This is a genomic window from Stenotrophomonas sp. S41 (genome assembly GCF_016624625.1).
Lineage (GTDB): Bacteria > Pseudomonadota > Gammaproteobacteria > Xanthomonadales > Xanthomonadaceae > Stenotrophomonas.
Genome location: NZ_JACVTV010000008.1, coordinates 38267 through 55682 on the forward strand (window position 1 = coordinate 38267; position 17416 = coordinate 55682).

The 17416-nt window shown below is 67.7% G+C and carries 15 protein-coding genes and 1 riboswitch; of the genes, 7 read left to right on the forward strand and 8 right to left on the reverse strand.

All coding sequences use genetic code 11. From position 1 onward, the window contains the following. Positions 1–30 precede the first annotated feature (30 nt). Both IAE56_RS03440 and metF read right to left on the reverse strand, forming a co-directional pair. Positions 31–612 carry a DUF4124 domain-containing protein gene (locus tag IAE56_RS03440; protein ID WP_200751466.1) on the reverse strand — a complete coding sequence of 194 codons (582 nt, stop codon included), beginning with the start codon at positions 610–612 and terminating at the stop codon, positions 31–33. Positions 613–652: 40 nt separating this feature from the next. After that, positions 653–1480, reverse strand: coding sequence for a methylenetetrahydrofolate reductase [NAD(P)H] (gene metF / locus IAE56_RS03445; RefSeq protein WP_200751467.1), 828 nt, complete (start codon positions 1478–1480; stop codon positions 653–655). A 204-nt stretch (positions 1481–1684) separates the two neighbouring features. Here metF and IAE56_RS03450 point away from each other — a divergent pair, with 204 nt between their 5' ends. The 3 genes from IAE56_RS03450 to IAE56_RS03460 are packed head-to-tail and all read left to right on the forward strand — an operon-like array spanning position 1685 to position 4430. Continuing rightward, positions 1685–2617 (forward strand): alpha/beta hydrolase, encoded by a 933-nt coding sequence (locus IAE56_RS03450; RefSeq protein ID WP_200751468.1) that lies wholly within the window; start codon positions 1685–1687, stop codon positions 2615–2617. Between the two features lie 26 nt (positions 2618–2643). After that, on the forward strand, positions 2644–3714 hold the full coding sequence (locus IAE56_RS03455; protein ID WP_200751469.1) for a histidine kinase: 1071 nt from the start codon (positions 2644–2646) through the stop codon (positions 3712–3714). Then, positions 3699–4430, forward strand: a complete 732-nt coding sequence (locus IAE56_RS03460) for a LytTR family DNA-binding domain-containing protein (RefSeq protein WP_200751470.1) — start codon at positions 3699–3701, stop codon at positions 4428–4430. The genes IAE56_RS03455 and IAE56_RS03460 overlap by 16 nt, the downstream gene beginning before the upstream one ends. Positions 4431–4436: 6 nt before the next feature. On the opposite strand, the gene IAE56_RS03465 is transcribed toward IAE56_RS03460, so the two are convergent. Genes IAE56_RS03465 through IAE56_RS03475 form a run of 3 tightly spaced genes read right to left on the reverse strand, consistent with a single transcriptional unit; the run spans position 4437 to position 7548 of the window. Then, positions 4437–5729 (reverse strand): HAMP domain-containing sensor histidine kinase, encoded by a 1293-nt coding sequence (locus IAE56_RS03465; RefSeq protein WP_200751471.1) that lies wholly within the window; start codon positions 5727–5729, stop codon positions 4437–4439. Then, on the reverse strand, positions 5726–6415 hold the full coding sequence (locus IAE56_RS03470) for a response regulator transcription factor (RefSeq protein ID WP_200751472.1): 690 nt from the start codon (positions 6413–6415) through the stop codon (positions 5726–5728). Before IAE56_RS03470 ends, IAE56_RS03465 begins: the two co-directional genes overlap by 4 nt. 2 nt (positions 6416–6417) lie before the next feature. Then, positions 6418–7548 (reverse strand): type 1 glutamine amidotransferase domain-containing protein, encoded by a 1131-nt coding sequence (locus IAE56_RS03475; RefSeq protein WP_200751473.1) that lies wholly within the window; start codon positions 7546–7548, stop codon positions 6418–6420. A 105-nt stretch (positions 7549–7653) separates the two neighbouring features. On the opposite strand from IAE56_RS03475, the gene IAE56_RS03480 reads away from it, so the two are divergent. Further along, a complete protein-coding gene (locus tag IAE56_RS03480) occupies positions 7654–8211 on the forward strand; it encodes a DUF3228 family protein (RefSeq protein WP_108770611.1) in 558 nt (185 codons plus the stop codon). 53 nt (positions 8212–8264) lie between these two features. On the opposite strand, the gene IAE56_RS03485 is transcribed toward IAE56_RS03480, so the two are convergent. Further along, on the reverse strand, positions 8265–8708 hold the full coding sequence (locus IAE56_RS03485; RefSeq protein ID WP_200751474.1) for a hypothetical protein: 444 nt from the start codon (positions 8706–8708) through the stop codon (positions 8265–8267). Then, positions 8708–9181: a Cys-tRNA(Pro) deacylase gene (gene ybaK / locus IAE56_RS03490; protein WP_200751475.1), complete on the reverse strand. Its 474-nt coding sequence runs from the start codon at positions 9179–9181 to the stop codon at positions 8708–8710. Before ybaK ends, IAE56_RS03485 begins: the two co-directional genes overlap by 1 nt. A 273-nt stretch (positions 9182–9454) precedes the next feature. Here ybaK and IAE56_RS03495 point away from each other — a divergent pair, with 273 nt between their 5' ends. After that, positions 9455–10015 carry an energy transducer TonB gene (locus IAE56_RS03495; protein ID WP_159097474.1) on the forward strand — a complete coding sequence of 187 codons (561 nt, stop codon included), beginning with the start codon at positions 9455–9457 and terminating at the stop codon, positions 10013–10015. Between the two features lie 134 nt (positions 10016–10149). Here the strand turns inward: IAE56_RS03495 and ahcY are convergent, their stop codons facing one another. Continuing rightward, positions 10150–11610: an adenosylhomocysteinase gene (gene ahcY / locus IAE56_RS03500; protein WP_200751476.1), complete on the reverse strand. Its 1461-nt coding sequence runs from the start codon at positions 11608–11610 to the stop codon at positions 10150–10152. A 36-nt stretch (positions 11611–11646) separates the two neighbouring features. Further along, a riboswitch (S-adenosyl-L-homocysteine riboswitch) is annotated at positions 11647–11730 on the reverse strand. Positions 11731–11853: 123 nt separating this feature from the next. Here ahcY and IAE56_RS03505 point away from each other — a divergent pair. Both IAE56_RS03505 and ppc read left to right on the forward strand, forming a co-directional pair. Then, complete coding sequence (locus IAE56_RS03505; RefSeq protein ID WP_200751477.1) at positions 11854–14364, forward strand: prolyl oligopeptidase family serine peptidase; 2511 nt, start codon at positions 11854–11856, stop codon at positions 14362–14364. Positions 14365–14643: 279 nt separating this feature from the next. Then, positions 14644–17355 (forward strand): phosphoenolpyruvate carboxylase, encoded by a 2712-nt coding sequence (gene ppc, locus IAE56_RS03510; protein WP_200751478.1) that lies wholly within the window; start codon positions 14644–14646, stop codon positions 17353–17355. Positions 17356–17416: the final 61 nt, after the last annotated feature.

Here is a 17416-nt window from a genome sequence, read left to right on the forward strand (position 1 = left end):
AGTAGATCCACGCCATGCGTGGATGCGGCCCTACAACGTGATCCAGAAACACCCGTACTGCCGCCGCAGCCCCAGCACCGTCGCGGCGCGCGCCGCACTGCCCGGCAGGGTCTGTTCCAGGCGCAGGCCGATGGGATGCCGTGGCGCCGCCGGCTCCGGGTCGGATCCCTGCGCAGCAGGGCTCTGACCCTCTTCCAATGGCAGCTGCTGATCCCCCTGCGGATACACCGGCACCACGTCCACCAGCGGCCGCCGCACCACCGATTCCAGCTGGCCGAGGATGCGCTGCGCGCCGGCATCGGACACCGCGCTCCACAGGTACAGCGTGGACAGCCGGTTGACGTCCTGGGTGTTCACCGCGTCGTGCAGGGCCTGCACCAGCTCGCTCAGGCGGCGAGGGCAGCTGGCGCCCAGGCTGTCGCGCTGCAGGGTGCTGCCGGCCGGTGGCGGCGGCGGGCGCCGCGACTGCGCGCCCACGCTGTCACAGGGACGGTCGGTATAGACGCTCTGGCCCTGCGCATCGGTGCAGCGGTTCAAGCGCGTGGATTGGGCGTGGGCGTCGATGCTGGCCGCGGACAACAGCACCAGCAGCAGGGACAGGACGGCTTTCATCGCCACAGGGTAGCGTTGAACGCGACAACACAGTGCGCTTTCAGCCGTTCAGCAGCTTCAGCACCGACACCGTCGGCTTGGCCAGGTTCAGCGTGTAGAAGTGCAGGCCGGGTGCGCCGCCTGCGACCAGCCGCTCGCACAGCTTGGCCACGACTTCAGCACCAAACGCGCGCACCGACTCACTGTCATCGCCATAGGCCAGCATCTTGCGGCTGATCCAGCGCGGGATCTCGGCACCGCACTGCTCGGAGAAACGCCGCAGCTGGCTGAAGTTGGCGATCGGCATGATGCCCGGGGTGATCGGCACCTGCACGCCCAGCCGCTGCACTTCATCGACGAAGTGGAAGTACGCGTCGGCGTTGTAGAAGTACTGGGTGATGGCCGCATCGGCGCCTGCATCGACCTTGGCCTTGAAGTGCTTCAGGTCGGTCAGTGCGTCCGGTGCCTGCGGATGGGTTTCCGGGTAAGCGCCCACTTCGATGCGGAAGGCATCGCCGTGTTCGGCGCGGATGAAGGCGATCAGTTCGGACGCATAGCGCATGTCGCCGGGGAAGCCCATGCCCGAGGGCAGGTCACCGCGCAGCGCGACCAGGCGCCGGCAGCCGATGGCGCGGTACAGCTTGAGCAGCTCGCGGATCTCCTGGCGGGTGCCGCCGACGCAGGACAGGTGCGGCGCAGCGTCCAGGCCGTGGTGCTGGTTGAGATGGCGCACCGTCTCGGAGGTGTAGCTGAGGGTCGAGCCACCGGCACCGAACGTACAGGACACGTACTCGGGGGCGTACGCCTTCAGCCGGGCGGCGGCACGGTCCAGCTGGCCACGCTGCTCATCGGTCTTGGGCGGGTAGAACTCGAAGCTGATGGCGGTCATGGCACGGGCGGTGGCGGCGGGTGCGGTTGAGTATATCTCTCCATCAAGATGGATGTGAAGTTGCGCGACGTGAAGAACCGGTCCGCCCCGGGCGACCGTTCACCCGGGCGCACGGCCGTTGCTCCGCTACTGCAACACGCCGGCAGCCACGGCGGCCAGGCTGGCCGCATCCCCCCACGCACCCGTCCCTGCAAGGAGTACGCGATGAAGATGATGCTGGCGATGTACTACGCGATGAAGGCCCTGGCCCGGCTGGCGATGCTGGGCATGGCGATGGCCGTGCTCGGCTCGGGCGCTGCCCATGCCGCCGGGGCGGCCCCGGCTGGCACCGGCAAGGTGCAGGTGGAAGTGGTCGGGCATGGCCGCCCGCTGCTGATGATCCCCGGCCTGAACAGCAGCGCCGAGGTCTGGCACGAGACCTGTCGGGCGCTGAAGGACGTGCAGTGCCACCTGGTGCAGCTGCCGGGCTTTGCCGGCGCCCGCGCCGCCGACCCGCGACCGGCCGATTTCCTGTCGGCCATGCGCGACCAGCTGCTGGCCTACGTGCACGACCAGAAACTGGATCATCCGGCGGTGATCGGCCACAGCCTGGGCGGCGTGCTGACCCTGCAGATGGCGGTGAAGGAACCGGACGCACTGGGGCCGCTGGTCATCGTCGATTCGTTGCCGTTCTATGCCGGCATGCAGAACCCGCAGGCGACGGCACGGAGCGTGCAGCCGATGGCCGAGCAGATGCGCACGGCGATGCTGGCCGCGGACCCGGCCAGCTACCAGGCGCAGGCCGAAGCGGCGCTGGCCCCGTTGACCAACAGCACCGCGCGCCTGCCCGAGCTGAAGCGCTGGGGCCATGACAGCGATCGCGCCACCACCGCCGATGCGATGTACTCGCTGCTGGTGACCGACCTGCGCAGCGAGGTGGCCGGCATCCGTTCGCCCACGCTGGTCCTCGGCGCCTGGGCGTCCTACCAGGCAATGGGTGCGACCGAAGCCTCGGCGCGTGCGATCTTCCAGTCGCAGTACGCCGCGCTGCCCGGCGTGCGCATCGAACTGAGCGCGACCGGCCACCACTTCCTGATGTGGGATGATCCGCAGTGGCTGCGTGGGCAGGTACAGGCATTCCTGGACAGCCACCGCTGATCCTTCCGTCCGCTCCGGCCATCGCCATGCCCGATTCGACTTCCACACTGCGCTTCTGGCTGATCAACACCTTCGGGTGGGCGCTGTTCTGCGCGCTCAGCCTGGCGATGACCAGCACCTTCGGTGGCGGCGCCAGCAGCGGTGGCACGCTCATCAGCGTCGGATTGGGCGTGCTGCTGTGGGGCATCAGTGCAGGCGTGCGCGCATTGGCCCTGCGGCGCGGCTGGTGGCAGCGCGAGTTCGGCGCGCTGGTGCTGCGGCTTGCGCTGGCGGTGCTGCTGGGCGCGCTGCTGGCGCAGCTGCTGCTGACCGCCGTGCTGCAGCCGGCGCTGGCACTGGGCTGGGTGGATTTCGGCGGCCGGGCGGGTGACTTCCGCCCGGTGGCGCGGCTGGCCTATCTGCTCAACACCGTGCTGCTGCTGGGCCTGTGGACCGCGCTGTGGGCCGGCCTGCACAGCCTGCGCCAGGCGCGCCACGCGGAACTCGAACGCCTGCGGGCGGAGGCCCAGCGCAGCGCGCTGGAACGCGATGCACTGCGCGCGCGCTTGAATCCGCACTTCATGTTCAATGCGCTGAACAACCTGCGAGCGCTGATCCTCGAAGACCCCGAGCGCGCGCGGCAGATGGTCACCGATCTGTCGCGCACGCTGCGCCACGCGCTGGAGCACGCGCGCAACGAGGAGGCACTGCTGGCCGACGAGCTGGCCGTGGTGCGCGATTACCTGGCCGTTGAAGCGGTGCACTACGAACAGCGCCTGCAGCTGCACATCGACGTGAGTGAAGAGGCCGCGCAGGCACGGTTGCCGGTGATGGCGCTGCAGCTGCTGGTGGAAAATGCGATCAAGCACGGCATCGCCGTGTGTCCTGGCGGTGGCGAGGTGCGTATCAGCGCGCAGTGCCGCGACGGCCTGCTGCGGCTGCAGGTCGACAACCCGCTGGGTGTGGCCACGGCCGGCACGGATGCCACGACCGCCGGGCATGGCGTCGGCCTGGCCTACCTGCGCTCGCAGCTCGGCCGTGGCGGCCGCTTCCATCTGCAACCGCTGGACGGCCGCATGCAGGCCGTCCTGGAGATTCCGCAATGCGCACGACCCTGAATGTCCTGATCGTCGATGACGCGCGGCTGGCGCGGCAGGAACTGCGCACGCTGCTGGCGGCGCTGCCGTGGGTGCAGTGCGTGGGCGAGGCCGATGACGTACCGGCGGCGCGCGAGGCGATCGCACGATTGAAACCCGACCTGGTGCTGCTGGATGTGCAGATGCCGTCCGGCACCGGCTTCGACGTGCTCGATGGCCTGGATCCGGCACCCGCCGTGGTGTTCGTCACCGCCTACGATGCCTATGCGGTACGTGCCTTCCAGACCAATGCGCTGGATTACCTGGTCAAGCCGGTGGAAGCGCCGCGCCTGCATGAAGCACTGGAACGCGTGCGCCAGCACGAGGTGCCTGCCGCGCCGGCGGTGGTTGCAGGTGGCAGCCTGAACGCGCAGGACCAGGTGTTCGTGCGCGATGGCGAGCGTTGCTGGTTCGTGGCGGTGGGCGAGATCCGCCGGCTGGTGGTGGATGGCAATTACACCCGCCTGTGGTTCCGCGACCAGAACGCGCTGCTGACCCGCAGCCTGAGCGCGCTGGAAGCACGCCTGCCAGCCGAGCTGTTCTTCCGCGCCAACCGCAACACGCTGGTGAACCTGCGGCGCATCCGCAGCGTTACGCCCAGCATTGCCGATGGCTACGACCTGACGCTGGATGATGGCAGCGAGGTGGAAGTCTCGCGGCGGCAGGCGCGTGAGCTGCGCGAGCGGATGGCGTTGTAGCCGCTGCTACAGCTCGGCGGGCTGACCCGTCAAACGGGCCATGACCCCTTCGCCGCCATGCTGGATGACCAGCTCGAGCCCGTAGTGGCTGCAGAGTCGCCGCATGATGTCCAGGCCCAGGCCGTTGCCCTCGCTGCCATCTCGCTTGTCGAAGGGCCGCGGTTCGGGCCAGCTGCCCAGAAAGGGCAATGTACCCGCGGTGTTGTGCACCAGCAGGTGACCGTCCTGCCATGCAATCAGGACCTCTCCCTGCGCGGTATGCGCGAACGCATTGCCGACCAGATTGGCCAGGACGACGCGCAGGGCCGCCTCGGGCGCACGCAGCGCGGCCTCGTTGGGCACGGTCAGCCGCACTTCGACAGGCCGCGCGGCCAGCAACGGAGACTGCTCGATGATCACCCGTTCCAGCAGCGGTACCAGCTTGACCGGCGGCGCACCGTGGCTGGCGGTTTCTTCGCGTGCCAGCGCCAGCAGCGCTGCGATGGCCTGCTGCAGCTGCAGTGCCGAAAGGCGGATGTGCTGCACATGCTGGCGGCCACGCTCGGACAGTGCTGGCTCGCTCGATAGTTGGCCTGCCGCGCTGGAGATGACGCTCAGAGGTGTACGCAGCTCATGGCTGGCATCGCGCGTGAACGCCTGTTCGCGGGCAAGGAAGGCAGCGACGCGTGCGGACAACCCATCGAGCGCGCGCGCGAGTACGCCAATCTCGTCATCGTCGAAACGTGCTGCCAGGCGCATGCCGTGGCCAGGTTCCGGCTGCAGCGCTTCAACCTCTTCGACCAGCACGTAGAGCGAGCGCGTGCTGCGATGGGCGAGCCACATGCCAAGAGCAATCGCCGCGATCAAGACCAGCAGTGCCGTGCCGGCCAGCAGCATGACAACCCGGTCGCGGATCGGTCGGACCACCAGTTGCGCGCTGACTTCCGACACGAGCCACGCAGGCGGGGCGCCGGCCGGAGGATCGATCCGCTTGAGATGGTAGTGCCGCCCATCGACGCCTGCGAACTCCGAGCGCCAGGGTTCCTTTGCGAACTCGCTGCGTAGATCGTCAGGGAAGGTCGAAGGTGAGTCATGCAGCTGGATGGCGGCGTCGGCAGGCGTCCCCCAGTCCCCTTCGTGCGCGTGGCGGGCAAGCTGGGCCCGCGCTTCACGGTCCAGCTGGGCGTTGAAGATGCTGTCTTCCACCACGTACATGAATACCAGCGAATAGGTGCCGAACACCATGGCGGTAAACAGCGCGAAGGCGGTGAATGTGATCACCAGTCGGCGGCGCAGGCGCTGGGTTGGCCGCGGCCTCATGGCGAGGCTTCCAGACGGAAGCCGACACCGTGGACGGTTCGCAGCATCTCGCCTTCAAACGGCCTGTCCAGTGCCTGCCGCAACAGATACAGGTGCGATCGCAGCGGATCGGAAGGCGGTGCCTCATCACCCCACAGGCGTTGAACGAGCTCGCTGCGCGTGACCGTTCGCGGCCAGGCCTCGGCCAGCATGAGCAGGATGCTCTGCGGGACCTGTGCCAGTTCCAGAAGCATTCCTGCACGCCTGGCCTGGCCGCTGCGGCGGTCGATGCTCAACGGTCCAACCTGCAGGAGGTTCGGTTGACCCACGCGATGGCGGCGGGCGAGGGCGAGACAGCGGGCGAGCAGTTCGGCGTCGTCGAAGGGCTTGACCAGATAGTCATCTGCGCCCGCAGCGAAGCCCTGCAGCTTGTCGCCGATCGCATCCCGTGCGGTCAGCATCAGCACCGGGACGTGCCGATCGCTTCGCTCGCGCAGCCGATGGCAGACGGTCGTGCCATCGATGCCGGGCAACCCGATATCGAGCAGCAATACATCCGGCGGTGAAGCCAGTGCCAACTGCAGCCCGAGGTGACCTTCAGCGGCAAAATCGACCAGATGGCCATGCGCCTGCAGCATGTCGATGATGGCCGAGGCCAACGGCAGGTTGTCTTCAATCAACAGCAGGCGCAGGCGCTCGGCGTCCATGGTCAGGGCTGCATGCGGGCCAGGAGAGCGTTAGCTTCGTCCAGTCCGGGCTGCTTTTCCAGCACAGCCAGTATCTGCGAACGGGCCAGTTCGGTCCGTCCCAGGCGCCAGTGGGCTTCTGCCATCGCGACCTGCAGCCTCGGTTCGTCCATATGCGGGCTGGCCAACTGCATGATGGACAGCGCGTCGGTGATGGCGCTGGCATCCTTGGCGCCCTTCAGCTGGTAGAAGCCCAGCATGCCGATCAACTCCACGTGATGGTCGGAAGGGCGCTGCGCCAGTTCTCGTGCCGCCTGTCCATCGCGCTGCTGCAGGTGCTGCTCCACCAGCGCCATGCTGCGCTCGTCGCGCCATGCCTGGCGCGCCAGTGGCACGCGTCCGCTGGCGCGCACGAAGGCATCGGCTAGCGCGGCGGTCGAGAACGGGTTCTGGCCAGTCAGCAGGCGTCCATCGACCACGACTTTCGGCATCATCAGCGGTGCCTCCTGCCAGCGTGCTCCCAGCTCGCGCATGCGCGGTTCAAGCTGGAACGCGAATTCCTTCGCCCAGCGTTTGCCAAACAGGGCTTCTTCCTCTTCCGTGAAACCGGTCATGGCGCGGCCATCCACCATCGCCCGGCCATCGGGAAGGCGAACACCTGCCAGCGCGGCTGGGCCATGGCACACCGCCGCGACCAACCCGCCCTGCTGCCAGATGCCGGCAATCGTGGCGTGCAGGGCGGTGTCGACGGGAAGATCGAACATGGCGCCCTTGCCGCCGATCACCAGGACGCCCTGGTAGTCGCTGGCACGCAGTCGTGCGGTGGGCACGGTCGCGGCCAGCTTGCCCATGGCCTGCGGATCGGCAAGGACGGCGGCATTGAAAGCCTCGGAGGGGTTGTACTTGTCAGCCTCGACGGCGCCACCTCGCGGACTTGCCACATCAATGTCGAAGCCGTTCTGCTTGAGGATCAGCCAGGCCTGCGCGAATTCGTCCATCTCGAAGCCCGGACGGGTCTTGCCCTGGTCCCGGCCTTCGCTGCTGACCACGAGCAGCACCCGCGGTGATGCGGCAGATAGGGAAGGGATGGACAAGGCAGCGGGGAGAAGGAGGGCCAGCAGGCCGGACAGCAGAGGGCGGTGGAAGCGGTTCATACAGGACTCTCCGGGAGATGTACGCGCACTGTGGCCGTCAAATGTGAAGCAGACTTCAAGCGCATCGGCCGTTACCCTGATGACCTGTTCCCGCCCGTGTACGCCATGTCCATCGTCCTCACTGAGTTCGCCCGTCCCCGCCTGTTCCCGCGCGTGCCGCGCGCCAACACCATCCAGGATGTCAGCGCAGAGCAGTTCCAGGCACACCTCAACGCGCAAGCACCGCTGAAGGTGCTCGACGGCTACGCGCCGTTCTGCAAGCTGTTCGTCTACGAGAACTGGACCAGCACGCGCTGCCTGACCGTGCCGGTCACCGAGGCCAACCGCCACCTGCTGCGCAGCGGCTACGAAGCGCGCAACCGCGAGGAGCTGCCGGTGCTGGTGCGCTGGTTCGAGGGCGTCGAATCGCCGCGCGCGAACTACCTTGTGGTGATCCTGTACAGCGCCGAGCAGCTGGCCAAGGAAGGCTCGCCGATCGACGCGGACTGGGGCATCGTCGGCTGCATCTACACCGCCGAGCCGGAGGAAGTGCCGATGGCGCCGATCACCATGATGCGCAATGCACTGGGCGTGGAGGAGGGCGGTTCCGGCGTGCCGCTGGACCGCGAGGCCTACCAGCGCGCCGTGCAGTTCTGGGAGAACAACGCCAACTGGCGGCCGTGATCCATTGGGAGGGGTCAGAGCCCTTTCCGGTGGAAAGGGATCTGACCCCTTCGTCAATCAGCTTTCCACTCCCACCACGGGTAATGGTATTCGCGGTCGGTCGCCTGCCAGTGCTGACCACACTGCGTGCAGGCAACGTGGTGGCATTCGCCCCAGCCGTCATCGGCGTCGCCTACTGAGAGCAACTGCATCTGCCCCTGTTCGATCAGTCTGCGCGGGTCGAAGAACAGATACGTCGGCGTAAGCGCGCACAGGCAGCCGGCCTGCGCCTGCCAGTAGCGCAGGCGTTTCAGCGCAGACTGCAGATGCACCTGGTTGGCCAGCAGCGCACCGCCCAGCGTGACCCCGGCGCAAGCGTGTTCGATGCGGTCGGCATGCGGCGCCAGTGCATCCAGCAGCGCGGGATCGAAGGTCACTGCGACCCGGCTGGCTGAGGCATGGATACGCGTGGCATCGCCACTCAGCAGGTCCTGCAGCAGGGCATCGGCCGCGGACATCAACGGGCCTTCCCGATGGGCGCGTAGTGCCCTGCGGTCAGCCGCAGCAGGTCGGCCGGGGCCAGTTCCACTTCCAGGCCACGGCGGCCGGCGCTGACGTGCAGCGTCGGCAGCGACTGCGCGCTGGCATCGAGGAAACTGCGCAGGCGCTTCTTCTGCCCGAGTGGGCTGATGCCGCCGACCAGGTAGCCGGTGGCACGCTGGGCGGCATCGGCGGCGGCCATCTCGCACTTCTTGCAGTCGGCGGCTTCGGCCAGCGCCTTCAGGTCCAGCTGCCCGGCCACCGGCACGATCGCTACCAGCAGCTCGTGGGTGTCGGTGCTGGCCAGCAGGGTCTTGAACACCTGCGCCGGGTCCAGGCCCAGCTTCTCCACGGCTTCGCCACCGTAGGACTCGGCGTGTGCGTCGTGAACGTAGCTGCGCACGGTGTGGGCGATCTTCTCGCGCTTGAGCAGGTTGATGGCGGGGGTCATGGGGGCATCGTAGCGCGCGCGGGTCGCGTTGCCTTGACCGAGGCTACTGTCGGAGAGCATCCACGCATGGCGTGGATCTACTGATCCTCCGCCCCCGCTAGATCCACGCCATCCGCCCCCCAGTAGATCCACGCCATGCGTGGATGAGCCAACGGGCATGACCGAGCTGCCGCCGTCTGCACCGACGTGGCAGACTGGGGGCAACAGGACGCAGCACAGGGGAATGGAGTGGCATATCAGCGGATGATCGCGGCAGGCCTGCTTGCCGGAATGATGTTGGCCGCCGGACCGGCACTGGCCGATGACGGACGCTGCACGCGAGGCAAGGCCGTGGGCGAGCTGATCGATGCCGGCATGGTGTCGATGGCCTCGCACCGCAAGGGTGACCAGTGTCGTTTCACCGGCGTGGCGTCGAGTGTCCACGCGATGCTGCGGCAGGCCATGTTCCTGTCCGCGCTGGCGGGCAACTGTCGCGGCATTGCCCTGGAAGTGGACCCGAAGCAGGAGACCCGCCTGGGCATCCGTGTACCGCAGCGCTGCCTGGTGGACACCGACCCGCCGGATGCTCCGCCGGTCGATTGGTGGCCGCTGTCGTCGCCTCCGCCGAGATACCCGCAGGAGGCCTACAAGCAGGGCCTGAAGGGCACCACCGTGATCCTGGTGGTGATCAACCGCGAGGGCCGGGTGACGGGAAGGATCATCGCCGAGTCCAGTGGCCATCCGGCGCTGGACGAGGCAGCCATCAACGCGGCCTCGGCCTGGACGTTCAGCAGCAAGCGCAGTGATCCGCCCGACGTCAGCCTGGCCAGGATTCCGGTCAACTTCGAATTCTGAGCGCACTGCCGCACGGATCATTTGCGTGAGTCCGCAAACGCAGAACGGGCGCCCGAAGGCGCCCGTTCCGTTTGCATCCGTTGCCGGGGTCAGAGCCCTTTCCTGCGGAAAGGGATCCGACCCCGGGCACGGCATCAGTAGCGGTAGTGGTCCGGCTTGAACGGGCCTTCCACCGGCACGCCGATGTAGTCGGCCTGTTCCTGGGTCAGGGTGGTCAGCTTCACGCCGATCTTTTCCAGGTGCAGGCGGGCCACTTCTTCGTCCAGGTGCTTGGGCAGCAGGTAGACCTTCTTCTCGTAGCTGTCCTTGTTGGCCCACAGGTCGATCTGGGCCAGGGTCTGGTTGGCGAACGAGTTGGACATGACGAAGCTCGGGTGGCCGGTGGCGCAGCCCAGGTTCACCAGGCGGCCTTCGGCCAGCAGGAAGATCGCATTGCCAGCACTTCCATCAGAAGCCGGGAAGATGTACTTGTCCACCTGCGGCTTGATGTTCACGTGCTGCACGCCCGGGAACGCCACCAGCGCATCGACCTGGATCTCGTTGTCGAAGTGGCCGATGTTGCAGACGATGGCCTGGTCCTTCATCGCGCTCAGGTGCTCGATGCGGATGATGTCCTTGTTGCCGGTGGTGGTGACGTACAGGTCGGCACGGCCCAGGGTCGATTCGATGGTGTTGACTTCATAGCCTTCCATCGCCGCCTGCAGGGCGCAGATCGGGTCGATCTCGGTGACGATGACGCGCGCGCCGTAGGCACGCAGCGACGCGGCGCAGCCCTTGCCCACGTCGCCGTAGCCGCAGACCACGGCCACCTTGCCGGCCAGCATCACGTCCATCGCGCGCTTCAGGCCATCGGCCAGCGACTCGCGGCAGCCGTACAGATTGTCGAACTTGCTCTTGGTGACCGAGTCGTTGACGTTGATCGCCGGGATCAGCAGGGTGCCGGCCTGGGCCAGCTGGTACAGGCGGTGCACGCCGGTGGTGGTCTCTTCGGAGACGCCCTTCCAATCCTTGACCACGCGGCCCCAGTAACCCGGGCGCTCGACGGCCACGCGCTTGAGCAGGTTCTTGATGACCTGTTCTTCGTGCGAATCAGCCTTTTCATTGACCCAGTTGCTGCCGTTTTCCAGCTCCAGGCCCTTGTGGATCAGCAGGGTCACGTCACCGCCGTCGTCCACCACCAGCTCCGGGCCGGTCAGGGTGCCGTCGGGCAGGGTGAAGGTCAGCGCGTCCAGGGTGCAGTCCCAGTACTCTTCCAGGCTCTCGCCCTTCCAGGCGAACACCGGGGTGCCGGTGGCGGCGATGGCCGCAGCGGCGTGGTCCTGGGTCGAGAAGATGTTGCACGAGGCCCAGCGCACGTCGGCGCCGATGTCCTTCAGGGTCTCGATCAGCACCGCGGTCTGGATGGTCATGTGCAGCGAGCCGGTCACGCGCACGCCCTTCAGCGGCAGGCTGGTGGCGTGCTTGCGGCGGATCGACATCAGGCCCGGCATCTCGTGCTCGGCGATGTCCAGTTCCTTGCGACCCCAGTCGGCCAAGGTGATGTCGCGGATCTTGTAGTCACCTTCGGTGGAGAAGGTCTTGGCAACAGCGTTCATGCAGTAGCTCCGGTTGTGGGCGAGCGGATACTCGCATCTAGCCGGGCGCCGTTGTTACAAAGCCACCTTACCGAGCCTGGCCGGGCCTCAGGGGATCCGGTCGCAGCGCCCCTCGGCAGGGGAGAACGCCCAGTATATCGCGGCCCCGGGCCGGAACCGGAGCGACCCAACCATCGGCAGATGGGGCGCGGGTCGGCGCCTGTTAAGGTCGAAGGTCTTCACGCATCCAAAACAGGAAGAACGATGAGCAAGCACGCGCGCCGCAGCCGGCGCTGGACCGGCTTGGTCCTGTCCATGGCCCTGCTGGCGGTGGTCCCGCAGGCGTGGTCGGCCGACAGCCCGCAGGTGGCCGCCGCCAGGGACGTGGCCGGTTATGAGCTGCCCTCGGCCGCGCTGCAGGCGGTGGTCGATGCGCCGCGTGCGCCCAGCCTGTTCCTGTCGCCGCGCCGCGACGTGGCCGCGCTGATGCAGATGCCGTCGCTGCCGTCGATCCAGGTGGTGGCGCAGCCGGAACTGAAGCTGGCCGGCGTCCGCATCAACCCGCGCACGTTCTCCGACAGCCGCTTCAGCTTCGGCGAGAAGCTGTGGCTGATGAACGTGGCCGACGGCAAGGAACGCCAGATCAGCGGCCTGCCGGCGCAGCTGTCGATCGCTGGCCTGGCCTGGTCGCCCGACCAGAAGTGGCTGGCCTTCAACCAGGTCGACGCCGCCAGCGGTGCCAACGAGCTGTGGCTGGTGGATGTGGCCAACGGCAGTGCGCGCCGCCTGCAGACCAACCTCAACACGGTGTTCGGCGATGGCTACCAGTGGCTGCCCGACAGCCGCGGCCTGATCGTGATGACCCGCCTGGCCAATGCCGGTGATCCGCCGCCGGCCGATGGCATCCCGACCGGCCCGGCCGTGCAGCAGACCGGCAAGAACAGCGGCGTGGTGTCCATCCGCACCTACCAGGATCTGTTGAAGAACGAAGCCGACGCGCGCCTGTTCGACTACTACGCGCGTGCGCAGCCGATGCAGGTCGGCCTGGACGGCCAGGCCCGCGCCATCGGCATGGCCGGCATCTACCTGGGCCTGTCGGCCTCGCCGGACGGCAACTACCTGCTCAGCCAGACCGTGCAGCGCCCGTACTCCTACGTGGTGCCGGTGGGCAGCTTCCCGCGCCGCATCGACGTGCTCGACCGCAACGGCCAGCTGGCCCACAGCGTGGCCTCGCGCCCGCTGGTGGAAGGCCTGCCGACCGGCAACGATGCCGAGGTGACCGGCGTGCGTGACATCAGCTGGCGCGCCGATGCGCCGGCCACCCTGGTCTGGGCCGAAGCGCAGGACGGCGGTGACCCGAACCGCGACGCCAAGGTGCGCGATGCGGTGTTCATGCAGGCAGCGCCGTTCGAGAAGCCGCCGGTGACCCTGGCCCAGCTGGGCAGCCGTTTCGGTGGCATCACCTGGGGCCGTGGCGATCTGGCCCTGCTCAGCGAATCGTGGTGGAAGACGCGCAACACCAAGACCTGGCGCATCACCCCGGACGACGCGACGCAGTCGCCGCAGCTGCTGTGGGACCGCGATGCACAGGACCGCTACAACGATCCGGGCCGCGCCGGCGTGGTGCGCGACGTCAACGGCCGCAGCCGCCTGCAGACCACCGCCGATGGCCGCAGCATCTTCCTGTACGGGCAGGGCGCGTCGCCGGAAGGTGACCGTCCGTTCGTCGACCGCTTCGACATCGAAAGCCGCAAGGCCACCCGCCTGTTCCATTCGCAGGCACCGGTCTATTCGGCACCGGTCGCGCTGCTGGACCAGGAAGGTGAGTCGCTGCTGCTGACCCGCGAAAGCCCGGACGAGCCGACCAACTTCTACGTGCAGTCGCTGGCCCAGGCCGATGCCGCACCGCGCGCGCTGACCCGTTTCGCCCACCCGCTGCCGCAGCTGAAGGGCGTGCAGAAGGAACAGATCCGCTACAAGCGTGCCGACGGCGTGGACCTGACCGCGACGCTGCTGCTGCCGCCGGGTTACGACCCCAAGCGTGATGGCCCGCGGCCGCTGCTGATGTGGGCCTACCCGGGTGAGTTCAAGAGTGCCGCGGCCGCCAGCCAGGTGACCGATTCGCCGTACCGCTTCAACGCGATCAGCTACTGGGGTCCGCAGGCGTTCCTGGCCAAGGGCTACGTGGTGCTGGCCAGCCCGACCATGCCGATCATCGGCGAAGGTGACAAGGAACCCAATGACACCTACATCGAACAGCTGGTGGCCAATGCACAGGCCGCGGTGGACGAAGTGGTGCGTCGTGGCGTGACCGACCGCGGGCACATCGCCATCGGTGGCCATTCCTACGGTGCGTTCATGACCGCCAACCTGCTGGCGCACACCCGCCTGTTCAAGGCCGGCATCGCCCGCAGCGGCGCCTACAACCGCACGCTCACCCCGTTTGGTTTCCAGGCCGAGGAGCGCAACTACTGGCAGGCGCAGGACGTCTACCAGAAGATGGCGCCGTTCAATTACGCGGACAAGATCAAGGATCCGATCCTCTTCATCCACGGCGTGGACGACAACAACTCCGGCACGTTCCCGATCCAGAGCGAGCGCATGTTCGCCGCGGTGAAGGGCCTGGGTGGTACCGCGCGGCTGGTGATGCTGCCGAACGAATCGCACGCCTACCGCGCACGCGAATCGATCATGACCATGCTGGCCGAGAGCGAGCGCTGGCTGGAACAGACCATCGGCCCGGTGCAGCAGGGCAAGGCGAAGAAGAAGCGCTGACCGCGCGCGTGATGATGGCGGCCCCTGCAACGGGGGCCGCCTGTTGCTCCGGCGGGGTAGAGTCGACCGTTGGTCGACTATCGCGCGCAGCGCGGGCTTTCCAAGCGCCGCAAGAAGAGCAGTCGACCAACGGTCGACTCTACCCCGGCGGTGTTTGCCCGACCGGTGTATCCGTAGCCGGCGGATACGTGCAGATGAAACCATTTCTGCAACGCAGCAACGGCTTCGAATTGGGATAGGCTTGGCGACGGATCATGCCCCGAGGTTCGTGCGTCGCCGATGAACGAGTACCGCAGCAGCATCGAATTCGCTTCCCCCGATCTTCCGCTTCGCGATGATGTGCGCCGACTGGGCGCACTGGTCGGCGACCTGCTGGTCGAACAGGTGTCCGCCGCGTTCCTCGACGACGTCGAGGACGTGCGCACCCGCGCGATCGCGCGCCGCGAGAACCAGGCACCGCTGTCCGAGCTGGCCGATGGCCTGGCCGGGCGCACGCCGGAGCAGGCCGAAACCATGGTGCGTGCGTTCAGCACGTACTTCCAGGTGGTCAACATCGCCGAGCGCGTGCACCGCATCCGCCGCCGCCGTGATTACCAGCGTGCCGGTACTGCCGCGGCGCAGCCCGATGGCCTGCAGGATGCGCTGCAGCACCTGAAGGCGCAGGGCGTAGGCCTGGACGAGCTGGCGCAGTGGCTGCCGCGCATCGACATCGAACCGGTGTTCACCGCGCACCCGACCGAGGCGGTGCGCCGCGCGCTGCTGGAGAAAGAACAGCTGATGGTGGCCAGCCTGGTGGACAACCTGGATGGCCAGCGCACGCCGGGCGAGGCTGCTGCCGATGCCGCGCGCTTCCGCATGGCGCTGACCGCGTCGTGGCAGACCACCGATTCCTCGCCGGTGCGGCCCACCGTCGATGACGAACGCGAGCACGTCGGCTTCTATCTGGTGCAGGTGCTGTACCGGGTGATTCCGGTGCTGTACGAATCGCTGCAGCAGGCGCTGCGCGATACCTACGGCGAGGAGCTGCCGCTGCCGCGCCTGCTGCGCTTCGGCACGTGGGTGGGCGGTGACATGGACGGCAACCCGAACGTGGATGCCGGCACCATCCGCAACACGCTGGATGCACAGCGGCAGGCGGTGCTCGGGCGCTACCAGAAGGAACTGCTGCAGCTGGCCAGCCTGCTCAGCCAGTCCACCGAACGGGTGGGCGTGAGCGATGCGCTGCAGGCGCGCGTGGCGCACTACCAGCAGCTGCTGCCGCAGGTGCAGTCGCGCCCGCGCCACGCCGACATGCCGTACCGCCTGCTCAACGACCGCATGCGCGCGCGCCTGCAGGCCACGCTGGATGATGGCGAGGGTGCGTATGCCGGCCCGGACGAACTGATCGACGACCTGCAGCTGATCCTCGACAGCCTGCATGCCCACCGTGGCGAGCACGCCGGTGGCTTCGCCGTGCAGCGCCTGCTGTGGCGGGTGAAGACCTTCGGTTTCCATCTGGCGCGGCTGGACGTGCGCCAGGAATCGAGCGTGCATGCACGCGCACTCGCTGCAGTGCTGGGCGGCGAAGACGCCTGGCAGTCACTGGATGCACTGGGACGTGCACGCCTGCTGGGCCCGCATGCCAGCGGCGAAACACCGCTGCCCAAGGGCGATGACGAGGGCAACCAGCGCCTGGATGCGGTTTTCGCGGCGCTGGCCGATGCACGTGCACGCCATGGTGGCGATGCACTGGGCAGCTACATCATTTCGATGGCGCACGATCGCGGCGACGTGCTGGCCGTGCTGGCACTGGCGCGACGCGGTGGCCTGGTCGATGCCGATGGCGGCGTGCCGCTCGACATCGCGCCGCTGTTTGAAACCGTGGACGACCTCAAGCGTGGCACCGCCACCCTGCGCGACCTGCTGGAGGATCCGGTGTACCGCGCGCACCTGCGTGCACGCGATGACGTGCAGATGGTGATGCTGGGTTACTCGGACAGCAGCAAGGACGGCGGCATCGCCGCCTCGCGCTGGGGCCTGCAGCGTGCGCAGGTGGAACTGCTGGATGTCGCGGCCGAGGCCGGCATCCGCCTGACCTTCTTCCACGGCCGTGGTGGTTCGATCAGCCGTGGCGGTGGCAAGACTACCCACGCCGTGGATGCATCGCCGCGCGGCAGCATCGATGGCCGCCTGCGGGTGACCGAGCAGGGCGAGGTGATCCACCGCAAGTACGGCATCCGTGCGCTGGCGCTGCGTTCGCTGGAACAGGCCACCGGGGCGGTGCTGCGCGCCAGCCTGCGCCCGCGTGCGCCGGAGCCGCGCGAAGACGGGTGGCGGCCGGTGATGGACGTGGTGGCTGCGGCCAGCAGTGAGGTCTACCGTGGGTTCGTCGGTCAGCCCGGTTTCATGGATTACTTCCGCAGCGCCACGCCGATCGATGTGATCGAGCGCATGACGCTGGGCTCGCGGCCTTCGCGAAGGCTGGGCCAGGATGCGGCGCTGGGCAACCTGCGCGCGATTCCGTGGGTGTTCGCCTGGAGCCAGGCGCGTGCCGTCATTCCCGGCTGGTACGGCGTGGGCAGCGGCCTGCAGGCGGCGGTGGACGCCGGCCATGAACAAACGCTGCGCGAGATGGCGCGTGACTGGCCGTTCTTCCGCACCTTCCTCGACGACATCGCGATGGTGCTCTCGAAGGGCGATATCACCATCGCCGAACAGTTCTCGCAGCTCTCTGGTGACCTGCACGGTCGCTTCTTCCCGCAGGTCGAGAAGGAGCTCGCGCTCACCCGGCACTGGCTGCTGGCGCTGATGGGGCAGCAGACCCTGCTGGACCATGATGCGCGGCTGGCGCTGTCGATCCGCCTGCGCAATCCCTACGTGGACCCGATCAGCGTGCTGCAGGTGGACCTGCTGCAGCGCTGGCGGGCCAGCGGGCGCGAGGATGATGACCTGCTGCGCGCGCTGGTGGCCTGCGTGAATGGCGTTTCGCAGGGCGTGCAGAACACCGGCTGACCTGTGAATTCGAAAGGGTAGTGCCGGCCGCTGGCCGGCATCACCGCGATATCGGTTCCGT